This window comes from Leucobacter salsicius M1-8 (genome assembly GCF_000350525.1).
GTDB lineage: Bacteria > Actinomycetota > Actinomycetes > Actinomycetales > Microbacteriaceae > Leucobacter > Leucobacter salsicius.
Map to the genome: position 1 here is coordinate 146,649 of NZ_AOCN01000026.1, position 23,652 is coordinate 170,300.

The window sequence follows — 23,652 nt, forward strand, 5'->3', positions numbered from 1 at the left end:
TGGCACCCTTCACCCCGGTTGGGCGGCAGCGGAATGCCGGCGATCACCCAACCCCGCGCTCAACTTCGAACACATGGGGTTAGTTTCTCCCAGTGTAGACGAATATTCTCATATGGGCTACACCCCACCCTCGAGCAACACGCTGGCGAGCTACCGGGGCGTACTCAGCAGCAACAGCGTGCGGCTCGCGAGCGCGCTCACACCCAAGCTGCCGAACTCCCCCGCGCTGAGCATCAACGCCGGGCTGTTGCCCGCCCATGCCGCCAACGCGAGCACACCAGCACCGCCGAGCAGAATCCACCCAACCATCGCGACCCCCACCGACACCGTTCTCCCCAGCACCGCCGAGCCGCTGACCGTCACCGGCTTGATCAGGCACGCAAGCGAGAAGGCGACCGCGCCGAGCGCCACTCCCCCAAAAACATCGCTCGGTCGGTGCCAGCCGAAGGCCAACAGCTGCCAGCCAGCCGCCCCGAGCAGCGCCGCACAGCCGAGCGTCACGATCGCACGGCCTCGGGCGGGTACCGCCCAGATCAGCGCCGCAGTGAGCACGGTAAAGACCGTGATGTGGCCGCTCGGAAACGTGTTGGGCAGATCCAGCTCGAAGAGCGCGGGCCGCGTCAACAGCTGTTGCTTGAGCAGCTGCGAGGCCACGATCGCAAGCGCGGGCACGACCGTCACGACAACCGCCCGGCGAATACCGTGCACCGCGAGCGCAATGACACCCACCACCAGGAGTGCCACAGCAACCGACGGAATGGACACCAGGTTGAGTGGCGGCGGTGGGCTCGTCGTAAAGTTCGCCGCATCCAGTGCGCTGTCCTCGGCGCGCTGCCCGAGCTCGTTGCGCACCCCGAGCACGTACGAACCAACGCCCACCGCCGCCCAGAAGATCACAAACCACAGGGCACGCCTGCGCCCCGTCACCTGCCTCACGAAGCGGCCCCGACCCCCGCAGTCGCTTTGAGCGCCTGCGCGTCGCCCGTGCGAACGGCCCACAGAGCGAGCGCCGCGGCCGTGGCCACGTTGAGCGAGTCGACTCCGTGCTCCATGGGAATCACGACCGAGCGTGCCGCCGATGCGAGCGCACGGCGACTGAGTCCCGGCCCCTCGGTGCCAAACATCAGCGCGAGGCGATCCGGAATATCAGTTACGAACTCCGCAAGATCTTGCGCGTCATCACGCAGCGCAAATGCCGTGAGCTCATAGCCTTCGTCGCGAAACAGCGGGCCAGCTTCGCGCCAGTCGGGCAGCCGGGCCCAGGGCACCTGCAGCACGGCGCCCATGCTCACGCGCACCGCGCGCCGATAGAGCGGGTCGGCACAGCCGGGGCTCAGCAGCACGGCGTCGACGCCCAATGCGGCCGCCGAACGGAACACGGCCCCCACGTTCGTGTGGTCAGCAAGATCCTCGAGCACCACGACCCGGCGCGACGACCGCAGCAGCTCGACCGGATCGAGCGGCGCCGGGCGGTGCATGGACGCAAGCGCCCCGCGGTGCATGTTGAACCCGGTGAGCTGCTCCAGCTGCTCCGAGTCCCCCACGTACACCGGCACGTCGGGATACGCCGCAAACAACGGCTCCATCTGCTCCAACCAAACCTCGGCGAGCAGCACCGCGCGCGGCCGGTGCCCGACCCGCAGCGCCCGTTCGATTACTTTGGGTGACTCGGCCAGGTAGAGCCCCTCGGCGGGCTCGCGTACGCGCCGCATGGCGACGTCGGTGAGCCCTGTGAAATCGTGCAGCTCGGGAGCGGAAATATCGGTGATGCGTACGATGTTCACGCAGAGACCTCACTCGTCAGGTGGTCGGCGACAAACGCGACCGCGTCTTCAACTGCTTCGTAGTGCACCAGGTGGCCCGTGCCCGGGATCACGTGCAGCGTGGATCCCGGGATGCGCCGGTGCAGCTCAAGCTGCTTGGGCAGCGGTGTAATGTCGTCGCGGTCTCCCGCCACGATGAGCGTCGGCATCGTGTACACCGCGGCGTCTTCGATGACGGTGTGCGACACCGATGCGCGAAACGCGTCGAGCAGCGTGCCTGCGTCGGCGAACCTGCTGAAGTAGGCGTTGTGCTGCCCGTGAATCCAGGCCCGCAGCTCGCTGTCGCGCGTCTTCGCCATGACCTCGCTCATACCCCGCACGATCAGCGGGTTGCCGAGGAGCGCCCGGGCCGCACGCTCGGGCAGCATGTCCGCCACCCGGTAGTAGCCGATCGCCAGCTGCGTCAACACGGCCTGCGGCCCCTCGAGGGCGGGCGCCGAAATGGGATTAATGAGCACGGCGCGCGCCGGATCAAGGCCACCCTTGAGCGCGGCCGTCACGACGAGCGAGCCAAAGGAGTGTCCCAGGATCGCAAACTTCTCGGGCGCGACCGCCCGGGTGAACTCGCGCAGCCACTCCCCGTAGAGCGCAATGTCGTGCGTGCGGCCGGGGATGGCCGGCGTCTCGCCGAACCCTGGCAGGTCGGGCACGATGACACGCGCGTTCGGGCGAATGCGCGCCAACTCTTGGGCCATACCCTCGAGGCCGTGGTGGTCGCCGCGGAAGCCGTGCACGAAGATGATGGTGGCGCTATCTGGCGACCCCTCAGCGGCGCCATACTGCCACGCCTTCGTGGGTACACCCAGCGTGTCTACGGTCAGTGTTTGAGCGGCTTCAGTCACTTAAGTCATCGTAGCGATAGGCACTGACAGCGGTCTGGGCTTGCCCGCGGGGCGCAGGACGCCGGGCGTGTCGGAGGTGCCCGATAACATCGACTTAACGAAAGGATGTGACGTGACCAAACCTCTTCCCCTGTGGGCCACGCACCTTGCCGTGTTTGACACGGAGACAACCGGAGTCGACACCGCAGAAGCCCGCATTGTGAGCGCGGCGATCGCGCTGCTCGGCCCCGCTGGCGAAGTGCTCGAGCGCTACGACTGGCTCCTTGATCCGGGAGTTCCGATTCCCGAGGGCGCCGCGAACGTGCACGGCATTACCACCGAGATCGCTCAGGCCAGCGGCATCGACGCGAGCGTCGGTGTCGCGCAGATCGCCGCACAACTGCGCGAAATGATCGACCGTGGCTACCCCATCGTCGCCTACAACGCGCCGTTCGACCTCACGCTGATCGCGGCCGAGGCCGCTCGTCACGGTGTGGCGTGGCCTGCCGAGGTCTCCCCCGTGGTTGACCCGCTGCTGCTCGACAAGCAGTTCGACCGATACCGCAAGGGCAAGCGCACGCTCGAGGCCGTCGCCGCACACTACGGGGTCGACCTGGGCAACGCCCACGACGCGGGCGAGGACGCGATTGCTGCCGGGCGCGTGCTGCAGTGCATCGCGTTGAAGTACGCCGACGTCGCTCCCCCCGAGCTCGACGAGCTGCATCAGGCGCAGATCGGCTGGTCGCAGGCGCAGGCCGAGAATTTCCAGGCCTACATGCGTCGTGCTCGCGATCCGCAGTTTGTTGCCGACGGACGGTGGCCCGTGCGCGGCTAGCTCCGCGCACAACAAAGCGGGGCCGGATCCATTGGATCCGGCCCCGCTTTGTGTTGCAGCAGCTGCTTAGGCGCCGAAGCCCTTGAAGCGCTGGTTGAACTTCTCGACGCGGCCAGCCGAGTCCATGATGCGCTGCTTACCCGTGTAGAAGGGGTGCGAAGCGCTCGAGATCTCAACGTCGAGAACGGGGTACGTGACGCCGTCAAGCTCGATGGTCTTCGCGCTCGTCATCGTCGAACGGGTGAGGAACGTCTCTCCCGATGCGAGGTCGCGGAAAACGATTGCGTTGTACTCGGGGTGAATGCCGGTCTTCATGAGTGTTCCTTCAGTAGTTTGCCTGGAATGGGGCGTGTAACAGCACGCTCCGAGGTCTTGGGAAGGTGCGGATGGCCGCACACAGACAATCAGTTTAGCAGACGTGAACGCCTGATCTGGCGAAGCTTACGCTCGCGCCGTCGCCGAGAACCGACCGTTGGCCTCCGTCAGCTCGAACGGCATCCCAAACGTTGCTTCAAGGTTTGCTGCTGTGAGCGTTTCAGTGATTGGGCCGGCGGCCTGCACGCGACCCTCATTGAGCATCAACACGTGCGTGAACCCGGGCGGAATTTCCTCGACGTGGTGGGTCACCATGATCATCGCGGGCGAGTACGGGGACTGCGCGAAGCCCGAAAGCATCTGCAGCAGCCGCTCACGGGCCCCGAGGTCAAGGCTCGCGCTCGGCTCGTCGAGCAGCAGCATCTCGGGATCGGTCATCACTGCGCGGGCGATCATGGCGCGCTTGCGCTCGCCATCGCTAAGGGTGCCAAACTTGCTATCGGCGAAGCCCTCGAGATTCCACTCGGCGAGCACGCGCTCGGCCTGCCGCACATCGATCTCGTCGTACTGCTCTCGCCAGCGCCCCTCAACCGAGTAGGCCGCGGTCAGCACGACGTCGCGCACGAGCTCGCTCGCCGGGATCCGGCGCGCCGAGGCCGAGGACACGAAGCCGATGCGGGTACGCAGCTCGAATACGTCGACCTTGCCCAGCCGCTCGTCGAGCACGTCTACGGTGCCGCGGGTCGGAAAGTCGGAGGCCGTCGCCAGCTTCATTAGCGTCGTCTTGCCCGCGCCGTTGGGGCCGAGCACGACCCAGCGCTCGGAATCCTCAACGGCCCAGTTCAGGCCGTCAAGAATGGGGCGCTGATTTCGCACGTAGGAGACATCGGTGAGGCGCAGCACGTTGGTCATGTCCCTCAGCCTAACGACTTCACCCGCGCAAGGCCGGTACGGCACGCGGCGCATTCGCAGGCCACAATCTGCGGGCCGCCTGGTGCATAGACTGGGAGTCATGACCGTATCTCCCCTTGTTGTGCTTGATTGCGATTCCACGACCATCCAGGATGAGGTGATCGAGTTGATCGCCGAGGCCGCCGGTAGCCGCGAGGCCGTAGCCGAGGTCACCGAACGCGCAATGCGCGGCGAACTCGACTTCGCCGAGAGCCTGCGCGAGCGCGTCGCCACCCTGGCCGGCACGCCCGAGTCCGTGTTTGCCGAGACCTACGCCCGCGTGCGCCTCACCCCCGGCATCACCGAGCTCATCGCCGAGGTACACCGCCGCGGCGGCAAGGTCGGCGTCGTGTCCGGCGGCTTCCACGAGGTACTCGACCCCCTCGCGAAGGATCTAGGCCTGGATTTCTGGCGCGCCAACCGGCTCGAGGTCGTCGACGGCGTGCTCACGGGCCGCACGGTCGGCCCGATCATTCACGCCGCCGCAAAGGCTGAGGCCCTGCAGGAGTGGGCGAACGCCAGCGAGATCGCACTCAGCGCGACCGTCGCGATCGGTGACGGCGCCAACGACCTCGACATGATGGGCGTCGCCGCGATCGGCGTCTCCTTCAACGGCAAGCCCGTGGTCGTCGAACGCGCCGACGAGGCCATCACCGATGACCTCGCGCGGGCGATCCCGTTCCTCGACCGCCTGGGCTAGTACCGCCCGGGCCGGCCCGGCCCCTCGGCCATTCGGCCGCATAACGCACAAACGCCGCTGGCCCCCGATCCGGATCGGGGGCCAGCGGCGTTTGTATGCTGCGGAGGTTAGTGGCCCATGCCCAGGCCGCCATCGACCGGGATCACGGCACCCGAAATGTAGGCGGCGTCATCGCCCGCAAGGAACGATGCGACGCCGGCGATCTCGGAGACCTGCCCAAAACGTGCTGCGGGAATCGAAGACAGGTACTTCTCCTGCTGCGCCTCGGGCAGCGCCGCAGTCATATCGGTCTCGATGAACCCGGGAGCGATGACATTGGCGGTGATGTTGCGGGAGCCGAGCTCACGCGTGAGTGACCGCGCGAAGCCGACGAGCGCGGCCTTCGACGAAGAATAGTTGATCTGACCGGGCGAGCCGTAGAGTCCCACGACGCTCGAGAGCAGAATGACACGCCCGAAGCGGCCCTTGAGGAGCCCCTTTGCGGCGCGCTTGACGACGCGGAAGGTGCCGGTGAGGTTGGTGTCGATGACGCTCGTGAACTCCTCCTCCGTCATACGCAGCAGCAGCGTGTCCTTGGTGATGCCCGCGTTGGCGACGACCACCTCGACCGGGCCGTACTCGGCCTCGATCTGCGTGAACGCGGCATCGATTGAGGCCGAGTCCCCCATGTCGGCGCGCACGGTGAGTGAGCCCTCGGGGCCCTCACCTGAACGAGCCGTGACGGCTACGCGGTGGCCGTCGGCGAGCATGCGCTCAGCGATGGCATAGCCAATCCCCCGATTTCCACCCGTGATGAGTACGATGCGCGATGTGGTCATGAAGGTCCTTCCGTCGATACAACCTCGCTCTAGCTTAGGTGACGCCTCGGAGAGGTCTCAGCCGAAAGAAGTAGGCTGGGGTGGTTGAAGAGGGAGCGCATGAGCAAGGAATATCGCGTGACATCCGCGGGCGTGAGCGCAGCTGAAGACCGCGCGCACCGCATGCGGATGTACTTCATTGCCATGGCGCTGCGCGTGGCCTGCGTCGTTTCCCTGTTTTGGGTACACGGCTGGTGGATTATTCTGCCCGCGGTCGGTACCGTGGTGCTCCCCTGGTTCGCCGTCATGGTCGGCAACGCCGTGGCGCAGACCGTCGATGAGGAGGTCGACGCGCCCGAGCCGCTCGAGCTGCTCCCTGCAGAACCCACGGAGACCGTCCAGGAACCCGAGCTGATCGTGCTCGACGTCGAACCCACACGCCGGTCCACCCGCACCGCCGCGACTCCCCCTGATGCCTCGGACGATGCCTCGTGAGCGGCGTCATTTCCCCGCTCGGGCTGGGCGGCGAGGCCGCCGAGCGCTTCGAGTGCTCCCGCGCCGGCTGCCGAGACCGCGCCGACTTCGCCATTTTGTGGCGCAACCCCAAAATCCACACGGAAGACCGACGTAAGACTTGGCTCGCCTGCGAGCCACACCTGCCCATACTGCGCGATTTTCTCGCCACGCGGGATTTTCCGCTCGAGGTGCGCACGATCGAGGAGATCGATGACTGACACGCAGACCGCCGCCGAACCGGCTGCCGGCGCTGACTCCGCTACAGTTCCGCCCCCCGGATGGAGCTTTCTCCGGTCGCGCCGGTGGTTGGGCTACTTTGCCATGCTGCTCGTGTTCTCCGTTGTCTGCGTGTGGCTGGGCAACTGGCAGTTTGATCGCCGCGCCGAGGCGCGCGCCGAGATCGACCGCATCGACAGCAACTACGAGGCGCCCGCCACCGAGCTCGCCTCCGCGCTGAGCGACCCCGCGGCATTTGATCTCGACGCGCACAAGTGGCTGCCCGTGGTGGTCGAGGGCGAGTACGTCGGCGAGCCCGTGTTCGCCCGCAACCGGCCGGGCCCCGACGGCGTCGGGTCCGACCTGATTCAGGCGTTCCAGGCCGACGACGGCCGAGTCTTCTACGTCAACCGCGGCTGGATTCCGGTCAACGGCAACGAAGCTGAGGCCGGCGATTTTGATCCGGATCTGGTTCCTGCGGCCCCCGAGGGCCCGGTCACCGTCGAGGCGCGGCTTCGCGCCTCCGAGCCCGTCATCTCGGGCCGCACGGCGGGCGAGCGGAGCGTCGCCAGCATCAATGTCCCGGTCGTGGCGGAGGTCACGGGGATCGACGCCGAGACCTACACCGGTGCCTACGGCATGCTCATCTCGGAGACCCCCTCCGCCGAACACGGCGCGCTCCCCGAAAAGCCCGAGCGCGACGAGGGCCCCCACCTGTCGTACGCCCTCCAGTGGTACGTCTTCATTCTCATCGCGGGCATCGGCGTCGGCTACGCTGCGCGCCGCGAGTACCGCACGCTCAACGCCGGCAGCGACGTTGTGCGTGAACAGGACCGCCGCACCGCCGCACGCAAGAAGCGCCGCGGGCCAAGCGACTCTGACGAAGAGGACGCGCTGCTCGACAGCTAGCGCGAGCATGGCCGTTACATATGCTCACTGCATGTGCGCGATGCACATGAGTCGTGAGGGTATGTAACAAATCAAGTGCAGCCCACCGAATGCAGAAAGCCCCCGCGCAATGATTGCGCGGGGGCTTTCTGCGTTGATACTAGGACAGCTCGATGAGCTCCAGGTAATCCTTCGACCAGTGATCCTCGGTAGCCTCGGGCATGATCAGCACGCGCTCGGGATTGAGCGCCTCGACGGCACCGTGGTCGTGCGAGACGAGCACGACAGCGCCGGTGAAGTGCGCGAGCGCGTCGAGGATCTCCTCGCGGCTCGCGGGGTCCAGGTTATTCGTGGGCTCATCGAGCAGCAGCACGTTGGCGCTAGAGACCACGAGCATCGCGAGCGCGAGTCGCGTCTTCTCGCCACCCGAGAGTACCCCTGCGGGCTTCAGCACGTCGTCACCCGTGAAGAGGAACGAGCCGAGCACGCGTCGCGCCTCTGTCTCGGTGAGGTGCGACGACACGGAGACCATGTTCTGCAGCACGCTCGCCTTGACGTCGAGCGTCTCGTGCTCCTGCGCGTAGTAGCCCACCTTGAGGCCGTGGCCCGCAATGATCTCGCCCGTGTCGGGCTCGTCCACCTGCGCGAGCATGCGCAGCAGCGTGGTCTTGCCCGCACCGTTGAGCCCCAGCACGACGACCTTCGAACCGCGGTCGATCGCGAGATCGACGCCCGCAAAGATCTCGAGCGAGCCGTACGACTTCGACAGGCCCTGCGCCATAAGCGGGGTCTTGCCACACGGCGAGGGATCGGGGAAGCGCAGTTTGGCAACACGCTCGACCTGACGCACGTCGTCGAGGCCCGAGAGCATCTTCTCGGCGCGGGCCACCATCTGGTGCGAGGCCGCGGCCTTTGAGGCCTTCGCGCCGAACTTGGCAGCCTGATCCTTGAGCGCCGACGCCTTCTTCTCGACGTTGGTGCGCTCCTTGCGGCGACGCTCCTCGTCGGCGGCACGCTGGCGCAGGTACAGCTTCCAGTTCATGTTGTACGTGTCGATGACCTGGCGGTTCGCGTCCAGGTAGAAGACTCGGTTCACGGTCTCACCCACGAGCTCGATATCGTGCGAGATGACGATGACGCCACCCTTGTAGGTCTTCAGAAACTCGCGCAGCCAAACGATCGAGTCGGCGTCGAGGTGGTTCGTCGGCTCATCGAGGATCATCGTGTCGGCATCCGAGAAGAGAATCCGAGCGAGCTCGATACGGCGTCGCTGACCACCCGAAAGCGTCTTCAGCGGCTGATCCAGAATGCGGTCGGGCAGACCCAGGTTGCTCGAAATCGAGGCAGCCTCCGACTCGGCGGCGTAGCCACCGAGCGCGTGGAATCGATCGGTCAGGTTGCCGAATCGCTTCATCGCCTTTTCGGCGACGACCGGGTCCTCCGAAGACATGTCCTCGGTCGCCTTTTCGATGTTCTGCTGGAGCGTGCCGAGGCCGCGAGCATCGAGGATCCGGTGCCGTGCGATCTGCTCGGGGTCGCCGACGCGGGGATCCTGCGGCAGAAAGCCGAGCTCGCCCGAGATCGTGACCTTGCCCTCTGCGGGCTGCAGCTCCCCCGAGAGGGTGCGCGTGAGCGTCGTCTTGCCGGCGCCATTTCGGCCGACGAGGCCGATCTTGTCGCCGGGGTTCACGCGGAAGTTGACGCCGCCCATCAGTCGGCGCGCGCCGACGTCGATCGCGAGGTCCTCAACGGTGATCACGAATGAAGCTCCTTATGCAGGTGTGTAGGCCCCCACCCGGTGGGTGGGCAACCTCACTAGTCTACCCGCATTCCCTGCAGGGGCGATGCTGAGGCTCCCGAGGTCGCCCTAGTCTCGCCCTACCGCGCTAGCCTGCCGACCCCAGCGCGGCCGCGTCAGCCCAGAGCACCGTCGCTTGCTGCCCGGCCACCCGGGCAGCGGGCACGAGCGGCTCGCGTCGCGCGCGCAGGTCTGCGACCGCCTCGGCTTTGCCCGCACCACAGGCGAGCAGCCACACCCGCTCGGCGTGACGCAGCGCGGGGAGCGTGAGTGACACGCGCTCGGCCGGCGGCTTCGGCGAATCACGCACGGCGATCGCGAACGGTGTACCGGGGCCCTCCATGAGCAAATCGTCGCGGCCAGGGAAGAGCGAAGCGACGTGGGCATCCTCCCCGACCCCGCACAGCACGATGTCGAGTCGCCCCAGGGCCGCTACGATCGACGAATAGGTTGACGCAGCGGCGTCGAGATCGATACCGGTCTCGCTCGAGACGACGCGGTGTACATGCGACGCCGTCACCGGGACCACCTGAAACAGTGTGCTGTCGGCGAGGAGATCGTTGCGCTCGACGTCACCCGCGGGCAGCCACCGCTCGTCCCCCCATGCGAACCTCACACGGCGCCAGTCGACCCCCGCGGCTACACCGTCGGCTCCCGGATCAGCCTGCGCACGCGCGCCAAGCGCCGCGAGCACCGCGGCGCCAGCGCGCCCGCCCGTGAGCGCGATCGAAGGCACGTCGCCCGCCGCCTGGCGCTCCCGAAACACGCGAAGAATTTCGTCGGCGCAGGCAAGTCCCAGCTCGCTGAGTCCGGCGACTTCACGAATTGAAAGCGGTGCTCCCGCGGTCTGCTGCTCCACGGCTATGCCTCCACCTCGCTGCGGTCTCCCGACCACAGCGTATGGAACGACCCGTCGCGGTCGGTGCGCCGGTAGGTGTGCGCGCCGAAGAAGTCCCGCTGTCCCTGGATGAGCGCAGCTGGCAGGCGGTCTGCGCGCAGCCCGTCGTAGTAGGCCAGCGATGAGGAGAACGCTGGGGCTGGGATCCCGGCCTGTGCGGCCGCAGCCACCACGCGCCGCCAGGCACCCTGGCCGCGCGCGAGTGCGTCGGCGAAGTAGGGCGCAGCCATCAGAAGCGTGAGCTGCTCATTCGCTGCGAACGCGTCGGCAATGCGGTTCAGAAACTGGGCGCGAATGATGCAGCCGGCTCGCCACAGGCGCGACACCGCGCCCAGATCGATACTCCAGTTGTACTCGGCCGCCCCGGCCCGAATCTCGTCGAATCCCTGCGAGTAGGCGACGATCTTTGAGGCGTACAGCGCCTGGCGAACGTCTTCGATAAATGCCGCCTCATCGGCGACCGCAAACGTCTCATCGGGCCCAGGGAGCGCCGTGGCGGCGGCCCGCTGAGCGGCCTGGGCTGACAGCGAGCGCGCAAACGTTGCCTCGGCGATTCCCGACACCGGCACACCGAGCGACAACGCCGTCTGCACGGTCCACGCCCCGGTGCCCTTCGCCCCGGCCTGGTCAAGAATCACGTCGACGAGCGGCGCCCCGGTGGTGGCATCTACCTGGCGCAGCACCTCGGCGGTGATCTCGACGAGGTAGGACTCCAGCTCCCCCGTGTTCCACTCCGCAAAGATGTCGGCGATCTCGGCGGGTGACTTGCCGGTGCCGCGCCGGATCAGGTCGTAGGCCTCCGCGATGAGCTGCATGTCGGCGTACTCAATGCCGTTGTGCACCATTTTGACGAAGTGACCAGCCCCATCGTGGCCGACGTGGGAGACGCACGGCTCCCCCTCGGCGACGGCGGCGATGCTCGTGAGGATCGGGCCGAGGGTGGCCCACGCCTCGTCAGAACCACCCGGCATGATGCTCGGGCCGTTCAGCGCCCCCTCCTCGCCGCCCGAGATGCCGACGCCCACAAAGTTGATGCCGCGCTCGCGCAGCGCCCGCTCACGGCGAATCGTGTCGGGAAAGTAGGCGTTGCCGCCGTCGACGATGATGTCGCCCGGCTCGAACACGGCGGTCAGTGCCTCGATCGTGGCATCGGTGGCGGCCCCGGCCTGCACCATCAGAATCGCGGTGCGCGGCTTCGTGAGGCTCGCGGCAAACGCCTCGTAGGAGGCCGCGGGCACAAAGCCTGCCTCGGGGAACTCAGCAACGAGGGCCTCGGTGCGCGAGTGGCTGCGGTTGAACACGGCGACCGTGTTGCCCGCGCGGCTCGCAAGGTTGCGCGCCAGGTTGGCGCCCATGACCGCGAGACCGACGACGCCAATGTTGGCTGGACCGTGTGATGCGCCTACGCTCATGCGGGCTGCTCCGTTCGTGTGTCTAATTCAAGTTGCCCAACAACGCGACCGTAGGTGACGTCCTCGTCGAGGATACGCAGCTCTTCTGCGATGCACTCCCGCAGTGTTCGCCGCGGCAGCACGATCTCGTGATCCGGTTGACCCGGTTGGCTGAGCACGGCCCGATCCGGAGCCACGCGCGCAAGTCGCGCCGCGCCGTTCGCGCTGTGCAGCGTGACCGATCGCACCCCGCCAAGCGGTGAGTCGTCGCGTACAATCTGAAACTCGGTGGGCACCTCGAGCGCGAGCTTTAGCCAGGCGGCCAGCACGCGAGTCGAGGGCGAATCGAGGCCGCCCACCACGTCTACCGAGGTGACCGGGCCAAACCCAGCCTGATCCAGGATCGCGGCGAGGTATTCCCGCCAGCGGGTGAGGCGCGTCCACGCGAGGTCCGTGTCGCCCGGCGTGTAGGCGAGCACGCGATCGGTAAAAGCGTCCGCGTCAACGGCCGCGCTGTCGGTAATGCGGCGCTGGGCGATGCGGCCCAGCGGGTCCGCCCCGGGAAGCTCGGGGGCTTCGCCCGGCCACCACACGACCACCGGGGCGTCGGGCAGCAGCAGGCCATTCACGAGGCTCTCGAGCCCGCTGGACACCTCGCCGTACGCGCGCAAAATGATCACGTCGCTCGCCCCGGCATCGGCGCCGACGCGAATCTCCGCGTCGAGCCGCGACTCGGAGGCCTCGGGCAATGCCACCAACACGATCACGCGCATCGGGTGCTCGCTCGACGCGTGGTTGGCGGCCTCGACGGCCGCTTCGTCCACCGGATCAGTCGCAGAAATCACGAGGGTGAGCACGCGCCCCAGAGCCGAGACGCCGCCCTCGAGACGCAGCGACACGAGTCGATTGGCGATCTTGCTAACGGTCGTGTTGGGGAGCTGTTCGATCACGGCCGTCTCCAGCTTCTGCCGTCCCGCGCGATGAGCGCGTGGGCCGATTCGGGGCCCCATGAACCGGGCGCGTACTGCTCGGGAGGCTCGTGTTGGGATTCCCAGAACCGCTCGATCGGGTCAAGAATCTTCCAGGACAGTTCCACCTCAGCCTGCCGCGGGAACAGCGGCGCATCGCCGAGCAGCACGTCGAGGATGAGGCGCTCGTAGGCCTCGGGGCTGGCCTCAGTGAAGGCGTGACCGTACCCAAAGTCCATCGTGACGTCGCGCACGCGGGTCCCGGTTCCCGGCACCTTGGCGTCGAACCGCATCGTGATGCCCTCATCGGGCTGCACGCGAATCACGAGGGCGTTGGCCCCCATGTCGGTGCCGTGCGTCTTGGCAAACAGCTCGCCGGCCTCGCGACGGAATACGACGGCGATTTCGGTGACCCTGCGCCCGAGACGCTTGCCGGTGCGCAGGTAGAAGGGTACGTCGGCCCACCGTCTGGTGTTCACAACCAGCTTGAGTGCGGCGTACGTCTCGGTGTGCGACTGCGGGTTCATGCCGTCTTCGGCGAGGAACCCGCGCACGAGTTCGCCACCCTGCCAGCCGCCACCGTACTGGCCGCGCGCAGTAGCTTCAGCGAGGTTGTCCGGGAGCCGAACTGCCTCGAGCACCTTTTCCTTTTCGGCGCGCAAATGATCGGCGCTGAGCGAGATCGGCTCTTCCATCGCGGTCAGCGCAAGCAGCTGCAGCAGGTGATTCTGGATCACGTCGCGGGCTGCCCCGACGCCGTCGTAGTACCCCGCACGACCGCCGACACCGATGTCTTCGGCCATCGTGATCTGCACGTGGTCGACATAATTGCGGTTCCAGATCGGCTCGTACATCGAGTTCGCGAACCTGAGCGACAGGATGTTCTGAACTGTCTCTTTGCCGAGGTAGTGGTCGATCCGAAAGATCGAATCTGCGGGGAAGGCGTGTTCGAGCGTCGCGTTCAGCGCCTGTGCTGATTCGAGGTCTTCGCCAAAGGGCTTCTCGATGATGACGCGACGCCAACGCTGGTCGTCGGTCTTACGGTCAACAAGGCCCGAACTTGACAGGTGGTGGGCCACCTCGGGGAAAGATTTGGGGGGAATCGAGAGGTAAAAGGCGTGGTTGCCCATGGTGCCGCGCTCACGATCCAGCGCGTCAACGGTCTCACGCAAACGGACGTAGGCGTCGGGGTCATCGAAACGGCCCTGCACGAACCGGATTCCCTCGACGAGTTGCCGCCAGGTGGACTCCCGAAATGGGGTGCGAGCGTACTTACGCACGGCATCGTGCACGATCTCCGCGAAGTCGCGGTCCGCCCAGTCCCGTCGGCTAAAGCCGACGAGCGCGAAACCCGGGGGCAGAAGCCCCCGGTTCGCGAGGTCGTACACCGCTGGCATCAGTTTCTTGCGAGACAGATCCCCCGTCACCCCAAAGATGACGAGGGAGCTCGGCCCGGCGATCCGGTTAAGACGCGGATCGCCGGGCGAACGGAGCGGGTTCGGGCTCACCGGATCAGATCGAGAAGCCCAGAGCGCGCATCATGTCGCGCCCATCGTCGGTGATCCGTGCCGGGGTCCACGGCGGCATCCATACCCAGTTGATACGGAACGCCGTCACGAGCCCATCAAGGCACTCAGCGATGTCGTTCTCGATGACGTCGGTGAGCGGGCAACCCGCGCTCGTGAGCGTCATGCTGATAACGAGCGCATCGTGCTCTTCGTCGAAGGCTAGATCGTAGATCAAGCCCAGGTCGTAGATGTTCACGCCCAGCTCAGGGTCGGAGACGTTCTTCAACGCCTCGATCGCTTGTTCCCGAAAGTCGGGATCAATCGACATAGGTGAAACTACCGCTTCGTCAGCCATAGGAGTAGCTTACGCCTTGGTGAGGAAGCGGTCGTAGCCCTCTTCTTCGAGTCGGGTAGCGAGCTCGGGGCCACCCTCTTCGGCGATGCGGCCGTCAACGAAGACGTGCACGAAGTCGGGCTTGATGTAGCGGAGGATGCGCGTGTAGTGCGTGATGAGCATGACGCCCAGGCCGGTGTTCTCCTTGGCGCGGTTGACACCCTCGGAGACGATCTTCAGCGCGTCAACATCGAGACCCGAGTCGGTCTCGTCGAGCACGGCAAACTTCGGCTTCAGCAGCTCGAGCTGCAGAATCTCGTTGCGCTTCTTCTCGCCGCCCGAGAAGCCTTCGTTCACGTTGCGGTTCGCGAAGGACTGGTCCATGCGGAGGTTGTCCATTGCTGCCTTGACGTCCTTCATCCACGTGCGAATGGCCGGGGCCTCGCCGTCGATTGCGGTCTTCGCGGTGCGCAGGAAGTTGGAGTTGGTCACGCCGGGGATCTCGACGGGGTACTGCATCGCGAGGAACAGGCCCGCGTGTGCGCGCTCGTCGACGCTCATCTCGAGGACGTCCTCACCGTCGAGCGTGATGGAGCCGCTCGTGACCTCGTAGCGGGGGTGGCCCGCGATTGCGTAGGACAGGGTGGACTTGCCCGAGCCGTTGGGGCCCATGATGGCATGGATCTCGCCCTGCTTGAGCGTGAGGTCCACGCCCTTCAGGATCTCCTTGTCGCCCTGCTCGGTCGTGACGCTGACGTGCAGGTCCTTGATTTCAAGAACGGAAGCCATAGCTTTAAATCTCTTTCGTGATGGTGGGGTCAATGTACACGTCGTCGTCTTCGATCTCGACGACATAAACGGGAACCGGCTCGTACGCCGGAAGGTTCTGCGGCACACCCGTGGTGAGCGAGAACTGGGAGCCGTGCGCCCAGCACTCAAGGGTGTCGTCCTCAACAAAACCCTCGGACAGGCTGATCTGACCGTGGGTGCAGGTGTCGCCAATTGCGTGCACTACACCGCTCGAGTCGAGCACGAGAGCGATCGGCACCCCGTCAACATCGACCTTGACCGCTTGATCCTGGGTCAGGTCTGCGAGGGCAATCGCTTTCTGGCGAGCCATTACGCGAGCACGCTCTGCTCGAGCTCCGCATCGATAGCGCGCTGCAGGCGCTCTTCGATCTGCTCGTTGCCGATGCGCTGGATCACCTCGACGAGGAAGCCGCGCACAACCAGCTTGCGAGCCTCGTCCTCGGAGATGCCACGGCTCTGCAGGTAGAAGATGTGCTCTTCGTCAAAGCGACCCGTGGTAGACGCGTGCCCGGCACCGGCGATGTCGCCGGTCTCGATCTCCAGGTTTGGGATCGAGTCGGTGCGCGTGCCCTCGGTCAGCGTGAGGTTGCGGTTCTCCTCGTAGCTGTCGGTGCCCGCCGCGACACGTCGAATCAGCACGTCGCCAATCCAAACAGCGTGTGCGCCCTCGCCCTGCAGTGCGCCCTTGTAGGCGACGCGGCTGCGGGTGCGGGGAGCATTGTGATCCATGTAGACCTGGTGCTCGAGGTGCTGGCCAGCATCGGCGAAGTACGCGCCGTAGCATTCGCCGTTTGCGCCCTGCTCGTCGAGGTGAATCGACGGGTTGAGGCGCACGACCTTGCCACCGAGCGAAACCACGATGTGCTGCAGGTTCGCATCGCGGCCGACCGTGACGTTGTGGCTTGCCAGGTGGATCGCGTCTGCGTCCCACTCCTGAATCGACACGACGGTGAGGTTTGCGCCCGCACCGACAACGATCTCGACGTTCTCGGTCAGGTTTGCGCTGCCCGAGTTCTCGATGATCACGAGCGCCTCGGCCTGCGGAGCTGCCTCGATGATGGTGTGAGCGGCGGTCGCGTCACTGCCCAGTGCCGAGCGCTGGATCGTGACGGTCTGACGCTCGGGGCTCGTCAGCAGAATGTGCTGAGCGACCTGGGCCTGACCCCATGCGTTTGCGGCGGCCTGGTCCTCGGGAAGACCCGCACGGCCAACGAGCTCGGAGTCCATTGGAATGAAGCTGATCTTGAGGCCGTCGGCCTCGCTGATCGTGCTCGGCAGTTCGCCACCGCGCAGCTCGCCTGAGAGCAGGCCCTTCAGCTGTGCGACGGGCGTGTACTTCCAATTGACCTCGCGACCGGTGACCTCGGGGAAATCAGCGATGTTGGTGGACTTGAAGCGCTGTGAGCGCGTCTGGATCGGTGCCCGGTTGTCCCAGTCTCCGTCAGAGTGGGCTTTGAACCCGTGCTGTTCTGTCTGAAGCGTTGACATCGTTAACCGACGGATCCTTCCATGCTCATCTCAATGAGCTTGTTCAGTTCGAGCGCGTACTCCATGGGCAGCTCGCGGGCAATCGGCTCAATAAAGCCGCGCACGATCATTGCCATGGACTCCTCTTCGGAGAGACCGCGGCTCATGAGGTAAAAGAGCTGCTCTTCGCTCACGCGCGTCACGGTGGCCTCGTGTGCCAGCGTCGCGTCGTCAGTGCGAATGTCGATCGCCGGGTAGGTGTCGCTTCGCGAGATCGTGTCTACGAGCAGCGCGTCACACACCACCGAGTTGGCAGCATGGTGAGCATTGGCTTCAACGCGCACCTCGCCGCGGTAGCCGGTGCGTCCGCCACCACGAGCGATCGACTTCGACAGGATCGAAGACTTCGTGTGGGGAGCGAGGTGCACCATCTTGGCGCCCGCATCCTGGTGCTGGCCGGGGCCGGCAAATGCGACCGAAAGGGTTTCGCCCTTTGCGTGCTCGCCCACGAGGTACACCGAAGGGTACTTCATGGTGACCTTGGAGCCAATGTTGCCATCGACCCACTCCATGGTCGCGCCCTCTTCAGCGATCGTGCGCTTCGTGACGAGGTTGTAGACGTTGTTCGACCAGTTCTGGATCGTCGTGTATCGAACGCGGGCGTTCTTCTTCACGATGATCTCGACGACGGCCGAGTGCAGCGAGTCCGACTTGTAGATCGGAGCCGTGCAGCCCTCAATGTAGTGAACGTAGCTGCCCTCATCGGCGATGATCAGCGTGCGCTCAAACTGGCCCATGTTCTCCGTGTTGATACGGAAGTAAGCCTGAAGCGGGATCTCGACGTGCACACCCTTTGGCACGTACACGAACGAGCCACCTGACCACACGGCGGTGTTCAGCGCGGCGAACTTGTTGTCACCCGACGGGATGACCGTGCCGAAGTACTGCTCGAAGATCTCGGGGTGCTCGCGGAGCGCGGTGTCGGTGTCCAGGAACAGAACGCCCTGCTGCTCCAGATCCTCGCGGATCTGGTGGTAGACAACCTCGGACTCGTACTGAGCGGCGACACCGGCGACGAGGCGCTGGCGCTCGGCCTCGGGGATACCGAGGCGCTCGTACGTTTCCTTGATTTCCTCGGGAAGCTCTTCCCAGCTGGTCGCTTGCTTTTCGGTCGACCGCACGAAGTACTTGATGTTGTCGAAGTCGATGCCCGACAGGTCGGCACCCCACGTGGGCATGGGCTTGCGTTCGAAGATCTTAAGGGCCTTTAGGCGTCGCTCAAGCATCCACTCTGGCTCATTCTTCAGAGCAGAGATTTCACGCACGACCTGCTCGCTAAGGCCACGCTTTGCTAGCGCACCGGCCTTATCGGTGTCGTGCCAGCCGAACTCGTACTGGCCCAAGCCTTCAAGCTCGGGCCGGTCGATCAATACCTCTGGCATGATCCCTCCCTATAGTTAGTTCAGTCCGTCTCGCGAGAAACCCCATGCCGCGCCGAATTAGTGGCCCGGCGGCCAAGGCCGCACTCATCGGGTTCCCTGCCACGGTGCAGTAGTCTGGGCCGCAACCGATGGCGATCCGAGAGCGAGAAATTGCCAATCGGATCGACGATCACAACCACAGCTTCCTATTCTACAGTTTTTTGTCTGAAAACGGGAGGGGCACGCCAACTGCCCTGGTGTATAGGAAGCGGCTTGAGAGGAGCCCCGTTGTCTCGCGCGACCGCTAGCAAATCCCCCGCGAGGGAAACCCTCGCCCCTGGCGCCGTCACCTCGCGGTGGTTGCGCTTCAGCGCGTGGGCCTCATTTGCACTCAACACGCTGATTATCGCGACCGGCGGCGCGGTGCGCCTCACGGGTTCGGGCCTCGGTTGCCCCGAGTGGCCGCTCTGCGCTCCCGGTTCGCTGGTCCCCACCCAGGAGCTGACGTACCACTCCCTCATCGAGTTCGGGAACCGCACAATCTCTGGCCCGCTCCTCATTGCCGGTCTGCTCGTCGTCATCTTCAGCTGGCGCATTCGCGCAGAGCGGCGAGACCTCTTCTCGCTCTCCTGCGTCATCCTGGGCCTTGTCGCGCTGCAGGCCTTCGTGGGCGGCGTGATCGTCTGGATGCACCTGAACGCCAACCTCGTGGCCTTCCACTACGTTGTCTCACTCGTGCTGGTGTGCCTCACCGCGGCGTATCTGGCACGCATGAATGAGGCTCGCGGCAAGCGGGTCTCGGTCGTCCCGAAGCCCTTCGGCATCGCCACACACGTGTCGACGCTGGTCATGGCCGTCACCGTGCTCTTCGGAGTGATTACCACCGCTTCGGGCCCACACTCGGGCGACGCCACGATTCAGCGCGACGGTGTCGACGCGACGTTCATGAGCCATGTGCACTCGTGGCCCGGATACGCGGCCCTCGCGTGCACCGTAGCGCTCGTGGTGTGGGCTGCAGCGAAGAAGCTGCGGCCGCTCCCCTGGCTCGTGACGCTTCTCGCGGTGCTCGTCGTACAGATTCTGGTGGGCGTCTACCAGGCCCGCGAGGGTCTGCCCCCGTTTGCGGTGGGCGTGCACATGGTGCTGGCGACGCTCACGACCGCGACGATGACCGTCGCGGTGCTGCGTCTTAAGCGCCCGGTGGCCGAGGTTGAGGCCGCAACGGCCACTGCGAAGTAACGAAGCAGCGCTACACAGCGGCGAGGATCTCGGCGTGCGGCATCAACAGCCAGCCGTCGGGATCCTCTGCCCACCGCCGCCAGCCCGCTGAGATCCGTTCCAGCGCGACGCGGTCGGCGAGCCCGAGCCGCAGCGCGTTGTCGGCGAACGCCGATTCGAGGGCACGCTCGGCCCACATGCCACCCCACCACGCCCGGTCTTCGTCGGTTTCAAACAGCCACAGCGAGGCCGTACACGCGACCGACGTAAACCCGGCCTCACGCGCCCAGCTCTTGAGATAGCGGCCGGCAGCCGGCTCTCCGCTCACACCGCGGTGCACGCGCAGGTACAGCGCGAGCCACTCATCGAGCTCGGGAAACCGCGGCGACCAGATGACGCCCTCGTAGTCAACATCGCGCACGGCAACGGTGCCGCCCGGGGCCGTGACGCGACGCATCTCGCGCAGCATGGCGACCGGGTCGCCGACGTGCTGCAGCACCTGATGGGCGTGCACCACGTCAAACGAGTCATCCGCGTACTCGAGCGCGTAGGCGTCCCCGGTCTCAAACCGCAGGTTCGGCTGCGCGGACGAGACAAAATCGGCGGCGGCCTTCGCGATCACTTCGGCCGAGGCGTCGAGCCCGACCGTGAGCCCGGGGGCCACGATCCGGGCGAGATCTGCCGTGATCGTGCCTGGGCCCGAGCCCACGTCGAGCACGCGCTGCCCGGCAGCAAGCCGGGGCAGCAGGTATGCCGCGGAGTTCTCGGCGGTACGCCAGGTGTGTGAGCGCAGCACGCTCGCGTGGTGCCCATGTGCGTAATCGTCAGCCATGGCCCACAATGTAGCAGCCGGGCGGGCGACGAATCGGCTAGAACGGAAGCAGCGGGTCCACTGCAATCGCGATCGACAGCACCGAGAGGTACGTGATCGAGCTGTGGAACACGCGCATGGGCTTGCCCTCGTGGCCGCGAATCGCGCTGCCATAGAGCCGGTGCGCCTCGACCAGGAAGTACACGCCGGCGGCGACGGCGACGACCGTGTACGTCCAGCCCATCGGCCCGAACGGGATCAGCAGCAGGCTTGATGCGACGGTGGCCCACGTGTACAGAATGATCTGCAGACCGACGGTGACTCGCCCACGCACCACGCCGAGCATCGGCACTCCGGCGGCGGCGTAGTCCTCGCGGTAGCGCATCGACAGCGGCCAGTAGTGGGCCGGGGTCCAGAGGAAGATGATGAGGAAGAACACCCAGGCGGCCCAGTCGAGTGAACCGGTCACGGCTGCCCACCCGATGAGCACCGGGAAGCAGCCTGCGATGCCACCCCAGATGATGTTCTGTTCGCTGTGACGCTTGAGCAGCAGGGTGTAGATCACGACGTAGAAGAAGATCGCGCCAGCACCGAGGGCAGCCGCGAGCCAGTTCGTCGTGAGCGCGAGCCATGCGACAGAGAGCACGCCGAGCACCCAGGAGAAAATGAGCGCGTTGCGGTCGGAGATCTCTCCCGTGACGAGCGGCCGGCTCTTCGTACGCTTCATCTTGCGATCCATGTCGCGGTCGATGTAGCAGTTAAACGCGCCCGCCGAGCCGGCGCTCATCGCGCCGCCGATGAGGGTTGCGAGCACGAGCCACAGGTTCGGCAGCCCACCCTCCGCGAGAATCATGGCGGGCACGGTGACAACGAGCAACAGCTCCATAACGCGCGGCTTCGTGAGCGCGACGTAGTTCTTGATCGTGCGCCCCACCGACCGACGGGTCGCGGGAGCCTGAACCGGAGCTTCATTCTGGGTGGACATCACACCCCATGATACCTATTCGAGTCTGTAGACTCTCGGAGGGTGCGCATTCACGCGCACGTAACGAGGAAAGGTGTGCCTTGGGTAACGAACTGCAGTGGGAAGAGCTCGACAACAAAGCGGTAGATACCGCGCGCGTGTTGGCGGCGGACGCTGTCGAGAAGGTGGGCAACGGCCACCCGGGTACGGCAATTAGCCTGGCACCGGTGTCGTACCTGCTGCATCAGAAGGTCATGAACCACGACCCGGCAGACCACAAGTGGGCGGGTCGCGACCGGTTCATTCTCTCGATCGGGCACTCGTCCCTCACGCAGTATGTGCAGCTGTACCTCGGTGGCTACGGCCTCGAGCTTGAGGACATCAAGGCCCTGCGCACCTGGGGTTCGAAGACCCCCGGTCACCCCGAGTACGGCGACACCGACGGCGTCGAGATCACGACCGGCCCGCTCGGCCAGGGCCTCGCCTCCGCCGTGGGTTTCGCGTATGCCGCGCGCTACGAGCGCGGGCTGTTTGATCCCGAGGCCGCCCCCGGCACGAGCCCCTTCGACCACAACATCTACGTGATCGCGGGCGACGGCGACCTGCAGGAGGGCGTCACGAGCGAGGCTTCGTCGCTCGCAGGCCACCAGGAGCTCGGCAACCTGATCGCGATCTACGATTCGAACCAGATCTCGATCGAGGACGACACTGACATCTCCTTCTCGGAGGACGTGGCGAAGCGCTACGAGTCCTACGGCTGGCAGGTCATCGAGGTCGACTGGAAGAAGACCGGCGCGTATGTCGAGGACATCGCCGAGCTCAACAGTGCGATCGAAGCGGCCAAGGCCGAGACCGGCAAGCCAAGCCTCATCATCCTCAAGACCGTCATTGGCTGGCCCTCGCCCGGTAAGCAGAACACGGGCGGCATCCACGGTTCGAAGCTGGGTGCTGACGAACTCGCTGGCCTGAAGACCGCTCTGGGATTTGATCCGGATCAGCACTTCGCCGTAGCCCCCGAGGTCATTGAGCACACTCGCCTCGCGGTCGACCGCGGTGCGGCTCGCCGCGCTGAGTGGCAGGCGCGTTTTGACGCGTGGGCCGCCGCGAACCCCGAGCGCAAGGCGCTCTTCGATCGGCTCGAGGCGCGCGAGTTGCCCGCGGGCGCACTCGAGGCGCTGCCCGAGTTCGAGACGGGCGCGAGCATCGCAACCCGCGCGGCCAGCGGCAAGACGCTTGCCGCCCTCGGCCCGATCATGCCCGAGCTGTGGGGCGGCTCTGCCGACCTCGCCGGTTCGAACAACACCACGATTCCCGGCGCCGCATCCTTCGTGCCCGCGAACCACTCGACGTCCTCCTGGACGGGTAACGAGTACGGCCGCGTGCTGCACTTCGGTATTCGCGAGCACGCCATGGGCGCGATCCTCAACGGCATTCAGCTGCACGGCAACACGCGCAGCTACGGCGGCACGTTCCTGCAGTTCGCTGATTACATGCGCCCCGCCGTGCGTCTCGCGGCCCTCATGAACGTGCCCAGCATCTTCGTGTGGACCCATGACTCGATCGCCCTCGGTGAGGACGGCCCGACGCACCAGCCGGTCGAGCACATTGCCGCACTGCGTGCGATCCCCAACCTCGCGATGGTGCGCCCCGCCGACGCCAACGAGACCGCTATTGCGTGGCACGAGGTGCTGAGCCGTCACGCGGGCCCCACCGGCCTCGCGCTGACGCGCCAGAACGTGCCCGTGCTCGAGGGCACCGCGAACGAGGGTGTGCGCCGCGGCGCATACGTGCTCGCCGACTCCCCCACTGGTAACCTCGACGTCATCCTCATTGGCACGGGCTCCGAGGTGCAGCTCGCCGTGGAGGCGCGCGAGCGTCTCGCGGCCGAGGGCATTGGCGCGCGCGTCGTGTCGGCCCCCTGTCTCGAGTGGTTTGCCGAGCAGACCCCCGATTACCGCGCAGAGGTGCTGCCCGCCAATGTGAAGGCACGCGTGAGCGTCGAGGCCGGCATTTCGCTCGGCTGGGAGCGCTACGTGGGCGACGCTGGCCGCTCAGTTTCGATTGAAACCTTTGGCGCATCAGCCGACTATGAGACGCTGTTCAAGAAGTTCGGCATCACCACCGACGCCGTTGTGGCGGCGGCGCACGACAGCTTGGCTCAGGCCTAGTTACTCATTTTCTACCCCTGAAGGAGGCGCGTTC

Annotated in this window: 25 protein-coding genes; 7 read left to right on the forward strand and 18 right to left on the reverse strand. The window is 65.8% G+C overall.

Annotated features, from left to right (window positions below; genetic code table 11):
• Positions 1 to 150: 150 nt before the first annotated feature.
• Genes C795_RS0113045 through C795_RS0113055 form a run of 3 tightly spaced genes read right to left on the reverse strand, consistent with a single transcriptional unit; the run spans position 151 to position 2,665 of the window.
• A complete protein-coding gene (locus C795_RS0113045; RefSeq protein WP_157487145.1) occupies positions 151 to 936 on the reverse strand; it encodes a phosphatase PAP2 family protein in 786 nt (261 codons plus the stop codon).
• On the reverse strand, positions 933 to 1,784 hold the full coding sequence (locus C795_RS0113050; protein WP_017794196.1) for a TrmH family RNA methyltransferase: 852 nt from the start codon (positions 1,782 to 1,784) through the stop codon (positions 933 to 935). Before C795_RS0113050 ends, C795_RS0113045 begins: the two co-directional genes overlap by 4 nt.
• On the reverse strand, positions 1,781 to 2,665 hold the full coding sequence (locus C795_RS0113055; protein ID WP_017794197.1) for an alpha/beta fold hydrolase: 885 nt from the start codon (positions 2,663 to 2,665) through the stop codon (positions 1,781 to 1,783). Before C795_RS0113055 ends, C795_RS0113050 begins: the two co-directional genes overlap by 4 nt.
• Before the next feature lie 112 nt (positions 2,666 to 2,777).
• Between C795_RS0113055 and C795_RS0113060 the strand changes: the two genes are divergently transcribed.
• Positions 2,778 to 3,479, forward strand: coding sequence for an exonuclease domain-containing protein (locus tag C795_RS0113060; protein WP_017794198.1), 702 nt, complete (start codon positions 2,778 to 2,780; stop codon positions 3,477 to 3,479).
• A 66-nt stretch (positions 3,480 to 3,545) separates the two neighbouring features.
• Here the strand turns inward: C795_RS0113060 and C795_RS0113065 are convergent, their stop codons facing one another.
• Both C795_RS0113065 and C795_RS0113070 read right to left on the reverse strand, forming a co-directional pair.
• The gene (locus tag C795_RS0113065) at positions 3,546 to 3,794 is read right to left on the reverse strand and encodes a type B 50S ribosomal protein L31 (protein ID WP_017794199.1); all 249 of its coding nucleotides are present in this window, start codon (positions 3,792 to 3,794) and stop codon (positions 3,546 to 3,548) included.
• Between the two features lie 126 nt (positions 3,795 to 3,920).
• The gene (locus C795_RS0113070; protein WP_017794200.1) at positions 3,921 to 4,706 is read right to left on the reverse strand and encodes an ABC transporter ATP-binding protein; all 786 of its coding nucleotides are present in this window, start codon (positions 4,704 to 4,706) and stop codon (positions 3,921 to 3,923) included.
• A 100-nt stretch (positions 4,707 to 4,806) separates the two neighbouring features.
• Between C795_RS0113070 and serB the strand changes: the two genes are divergently transcribed.
• Positions 4,807 to 5,445 (forward strand): phosphoserine phosphatase SerB, encoded by a 639-nt coding sequence (gene serB, locus C795_RS0113075; protein WP_017794201.1) that lies wholly within the window; start codon positions 4,807 to 4,809, stop codon positions 5,443 to 5,445.
• A 107-nt stretch (positions 5,446 to 5,552) separates the two neighbouring features.
• Here the strand turns inward: serB and fabG are convergent, their stop codons facing one another.
• Positions 5,553 to 6,263, reverse strand: coding sequence for a 3-oxoacyl-ACP reductase FabG (gene fabG, locus C795_RS0113080; protein ID WP_017794202.1), 711 nt, complete (start codon positions 6,261 to 6,263; stop codon positions 5,553 to 5,555).
• Between the two features lie 99 nt (positions 6,264 to 6,362).
• Here fabG and C795_RS16075 point away from each other — a divergent pair, with 99 nt between their 5' ends.
• Genes C795_RS16075 through C795_RS0113095 form a run of 3 tightly spaced genes read left to right on the forward strand, consistent with a single transcriptional unit; the run spans position 6,363 to position 7,883 of the window.
• Positions 6,363 to 6,737, forward strand: a complete 375-nt coding sequence (locus tag C795_RS16075) for a DUF3099 domain-containing protein (RefSeq protein WP_033349759.1) — start codon at positions 6,363 to 6,365, stop codon at positions 6,735 to 6,737.
• The gene (locus C795_RS0113090; RefSeq protein WP_017794204.1) at positions 6,734 to 6,976 is read left to right on the forward strand and encodes a hypothetical protein; all 243 of its coding nucleotides are present in this window, start codon (positions 6,734 to 6,736) and stop codon (positions 6,974 to 6,976) included. The genes C795_RS16075 and C795_RS0113090 overlap by 4 nt, the downstream gene beginning before the upstream one ends.
• Positions 6,969 to 7,883 (forward strand): SURF1 family cytochrome oxidase biogenesis protein, encoded by a 915-nt coding sequence (locus C795_RS0113095; protein WP_017794205.1) that lies wholly within the window; start codon positions 6,969 to 6,971, stop codon positions 7,881 to 7,883. Before C795_RS0113090 ends, C795_RS0113095 begins: the two co-directional genes overlap by 8 nt.
• A 139-nt stretch (positions 7,884 to 8,022) precedes the next feature.
• On the opposite strand, the gene C795_RS0113100 is transcribed toward C795_RS0113095, so the two are convergent.
• The 10 genes from C795_RS0113100 to sufB all read right to left on the reverse strand — a co-directional run bounded on the left by C795_RS0113100 (position 8,023) and on the right by sufB (position 18,478).
• A complete protein-coding gene (locus tag C795_RS0113100; protein WP_017794206.1) occupies positions 8,023 to 9,621 on the reverse strand; it encodes an ABC-F family ATP-binding cassette domain-containing protein in 1,599 nt (532 codons plus the stop codon).
• A gap of 127 nt (positions 9,622 to 9,748) precedes the next feature.
• A complete protein-coding gene (gene pgl, locus C795_RS0113105) occupies positions 9,749 to 10,519 on the reverse strand; it encodes a 6-phosphogluconolactonase (protein WP_017794207.1) in 771 nt (256 codons plus the stop codon).
• A gap of 2 nt (positions 10,520 to 10,521) precedes the next feature.
• Complete coding sequence (gene gndA / locus C795_RS0113110) at positions 10,522 to 11,970, reverse strand: NADP-dependent phosphogluconate dehydrogenase (RefSeq protein WP_017794208.1); 1,449 nt, start codon at positions 11,968 to 11,970, stop codon at positions 10,522 to 10,524.
• A complete protein-coding gene (locus C795_RS0113115) occupies positions 11,967 to 12,899 on the reverse strand; it encodes a glucose-6-phosphate dehydrogenase assembly protein OpcA (RefSeq protein WP_017794209.1) in 933 nt (310 codons plus the stop codon). The genes gndA and C795_RS0113115 overlap by 4 nt, the downstream gene beginning before the upstream one ends.
• On the reverse strand, positions 12,896 to 14,425 hold the full coding sequence (gene zwf, locus C795_RS0113120; RefSeq protein ID WP_017794210.1) for a glucose-6-phosphate dehydrogenase: 1,530 nt from the start codon (positions 14,423 to 14,425) through the stop codon (positions 12,896 to 12,898). The genes C795_RS0113115 and zwf overlap by 4 nt, the downstream gene beginning before the upstream one ends.
• Before the next feature lie 4 nt (positions 14,426 to 14,429).
• Complete coding sequence (locus C795_RS0113125) at positions 14,430 to 14,753, reverse strand: metal-sulfur cluster assembly factor (protein ID WP_017794211.1); 324 nt, start codon at positions 14,751 to 14,753, stop codon at positions 14,430 to 14,432.
• A 36-nt stretch (positions 14,754 to 14,789) separates the two neighbouring features.
• A complete protein-coding gene (sufC, locus tag C795_RS0113130; protein WP_017794212.1) occupies positions 14,790 to 15,548 on the reverse strand; it encodes a Fe-S cluster assembly ATPase SufC in 759 nt (252 codons plus the stop codon).
• A 4-nt stretch (positions 15,549 to 15,552) separates the two neighbouring features.
• Positions 15,553 to 15,879, reverse strand: a complete 327-nt coding sequence (locus tag C795_RS0113135; RefSeq protein ID WP_017794213.1) for a non-heme iron oxygenase ferredoxin subunit — start codon at positions 15,877 to 15,879, stop codon at positions 15,553 to 15,555.
• On the reverse strand, positions 15,879 to 17,057 hold the full coding sequence (gene sufD / locus C795_RS0113140; RefSeq protein ID WP_017794214.1) for a Fe-S cluster assembly protein SufD: 1,179 nt from the start codon (positions 17,055 to 17,057) through the stop codon (positions 15,879 to 15,881). Before sufD ends, C795_RS0113135 begins: the two co-directional genes overlap by 1 nt.
• A gap of 2 nt (positions 17,058 to 17,059) precedes the next feature.
• Positions 17,060 to 18,478, reverse strand: coding sequence for a Fe-S cluster assembly protein SufB (gene sufB, locus C795_RS0113145; RefSeq protein ID WP_017794215.1), 1,419 nt, complete (start codon positions 18,476 to 18,478; stop codon positions 17,060 to 17,062).
• A 267-nt stretch (positions 18,479 to 18,745) separates the two neighbouring features.
• Between sufB and C795_RS0113150 the strand changes: the two genes are divergently transcribed.
• Positions 18,746 to 19,696, forward strand: a complete 951-nt coding sequence (locus tag C795_RS0113150; protein WP_026139671.1) for a COX15/CtaA family protein — start codon at positions 18,746 to 18,748, stop codon at positions 19,694 to 19,696.
• 10 nt (positions 19,697 to 19,706) lie between these two features.
• On the opposite strand, the gene C795_RS0113155 is transcribed toward C795_RS0113150, so the two are convergent.
• Both C795_RS0113155 and C795_RS0113160 read right to left on the reverse strand, forming a co-directional pair.
• Positions 19,707 to 20,507 (reverse strand): methyltransferase domain-containing protein, encoded by an 801-nt coding sequence (locus tag C795_RS0113155; protein WP_017794217.1) that lies wholly within the window; start codon positions 20,505 to 20,507, stop codon positions 19,707 to 19,709.
• 37 nt (positions 20,508 to 20,544) lie between these two features.
• Positions 20,545 to 21,471, reverse strand: a complete 927-nt coding sequence (locus C795_RS0113160; protein ID WP_026139672.1) for a heme o synthase — start codon at positions 21,469 to 21,471, stop codon at positions 20,545 to 20,547.
• A gap of 80 nt (positions 21,472 to 21,551) precedes the next feature.
• On the opposite strand from C795_RS0113160, the gene tkt reads away from it, so the two are divergent.
• On the forward strand, positions 21,552 to 23,618 hold the full coding sequence (tkt, locus tag C795_RS0113165; protein ID WP_017794219.1) for a transketolase: 2,067 nt from the start codon (positions 21,552 to 21,554) through the stop codon (positions 23,616 to 23,618).
• The last annotated feature ends 34 nt before the right edge of the window (positions 23,619 to 23,652 follow it).

What these genes read in the sequence shown, in the direction of transcription:
- C795_RS0113065 (WP_017794199.1), bottom strand. Translation starts at nt 3,794, where the DNA reads ATGAAGACCGGCATTCACCCCGAGTACAACGCAATCGTTTTCCGCGAC.
- C795_RS0113070 (WP_017794200.1), bottom strand. Translation starts at nt 4,706, where the DNA reads ATGACCAACGTGCTGCGCCTCACCGATGTCTCCTACGTGCGAAATCAG.
- serB (WP_017794201.1), top strand. Translation starts at nt 4,807, where the DNA reads ATGACCGTATCTCCCCTTGTTGTGCTTGATTGCGATTCCACGACCATC.
- fabG (WP_017794202.1), bottom strand. Translation starts at nt 6,263, where the DNA reads ATGACCACATCGCGCATCGTACTCATCACGGGTGGAAATCGGGGGATT.
- C795_RS16075 (WP_033349759.1), top strand. Translation starts at nt 6,363, where the DNA reads ATGAGCAAGGAATATCGCGTGACATCCGCGGGCGTGAGCGCAGCTGAA.
- C795_RS0113095 (WP_017794205.1), top strand. Translation starts at nt 6,969, where the DNA reads ATGACTGACACGCAGACCGCCGCCGAACCGGCTGCCGGCGCTGACTCC.
- gndA (WP_017794208.1), bottom strand. Translation starts at nt 11,970, where the DNA reads ATGAGCGTAGGCGCATCACACGGTCCAGCCAACATTGGCGTCGTCGGT.
- C795_RS0113125 (WP_017794211.1), bottom strand. Translation starts at nt 14,753, where the DNA reads ATGTCGATTGATCCCGACTTTCGGGAACAAGCGATCGAGGCGTTGAAG.
- sufC (WP_017794212.1), bottom strand. Translation starts at nt 15,548, where the DNA reads ATGGCTTCCGTTCTTGAAATCAAGGACCTGCACGTCAGCGTCACGACC.
- C795_RS0113135 (WP_017794213.1), bottom strand. Translation starts at nt 15,879, where the DNA reads ATGGCTCGCCAGAAAGCGATTGCCCTCGCAGACCTGACCCAGGATCAA.
- sufD (WP_017794214.1), bottom strand. Translation starts at nt 17,057, where the DNA reads ATGTCAACGCTTCAGACAGAACAGCACGGGTTCAAAGCCCACTCTGAC.
- sufB (WP_017794215.1), bottom strand. Translation starts at nt 18,478, where the DNA reads ATGCCAGAGGTATTGATCGACCGGCCCGAGCTTGAAGGCTTGGGCCAG.
- C795_RS0113155 (WP_017794217.1), bottom strand. Translation starts at nt 20,507, where the DNA reads ATGGCTGACGATTACGCACATGGGCACCACGCGAGCGTGCTGCGCTCA.
- C795_RS0113160 (WP_026139672.1), bottom strand. Translation starts at nt 21,471, where the DNA reads ATGTCCACCCAGAATGAAGCTCCGGTTCAGGCTCCCGCGACCCGTCGG.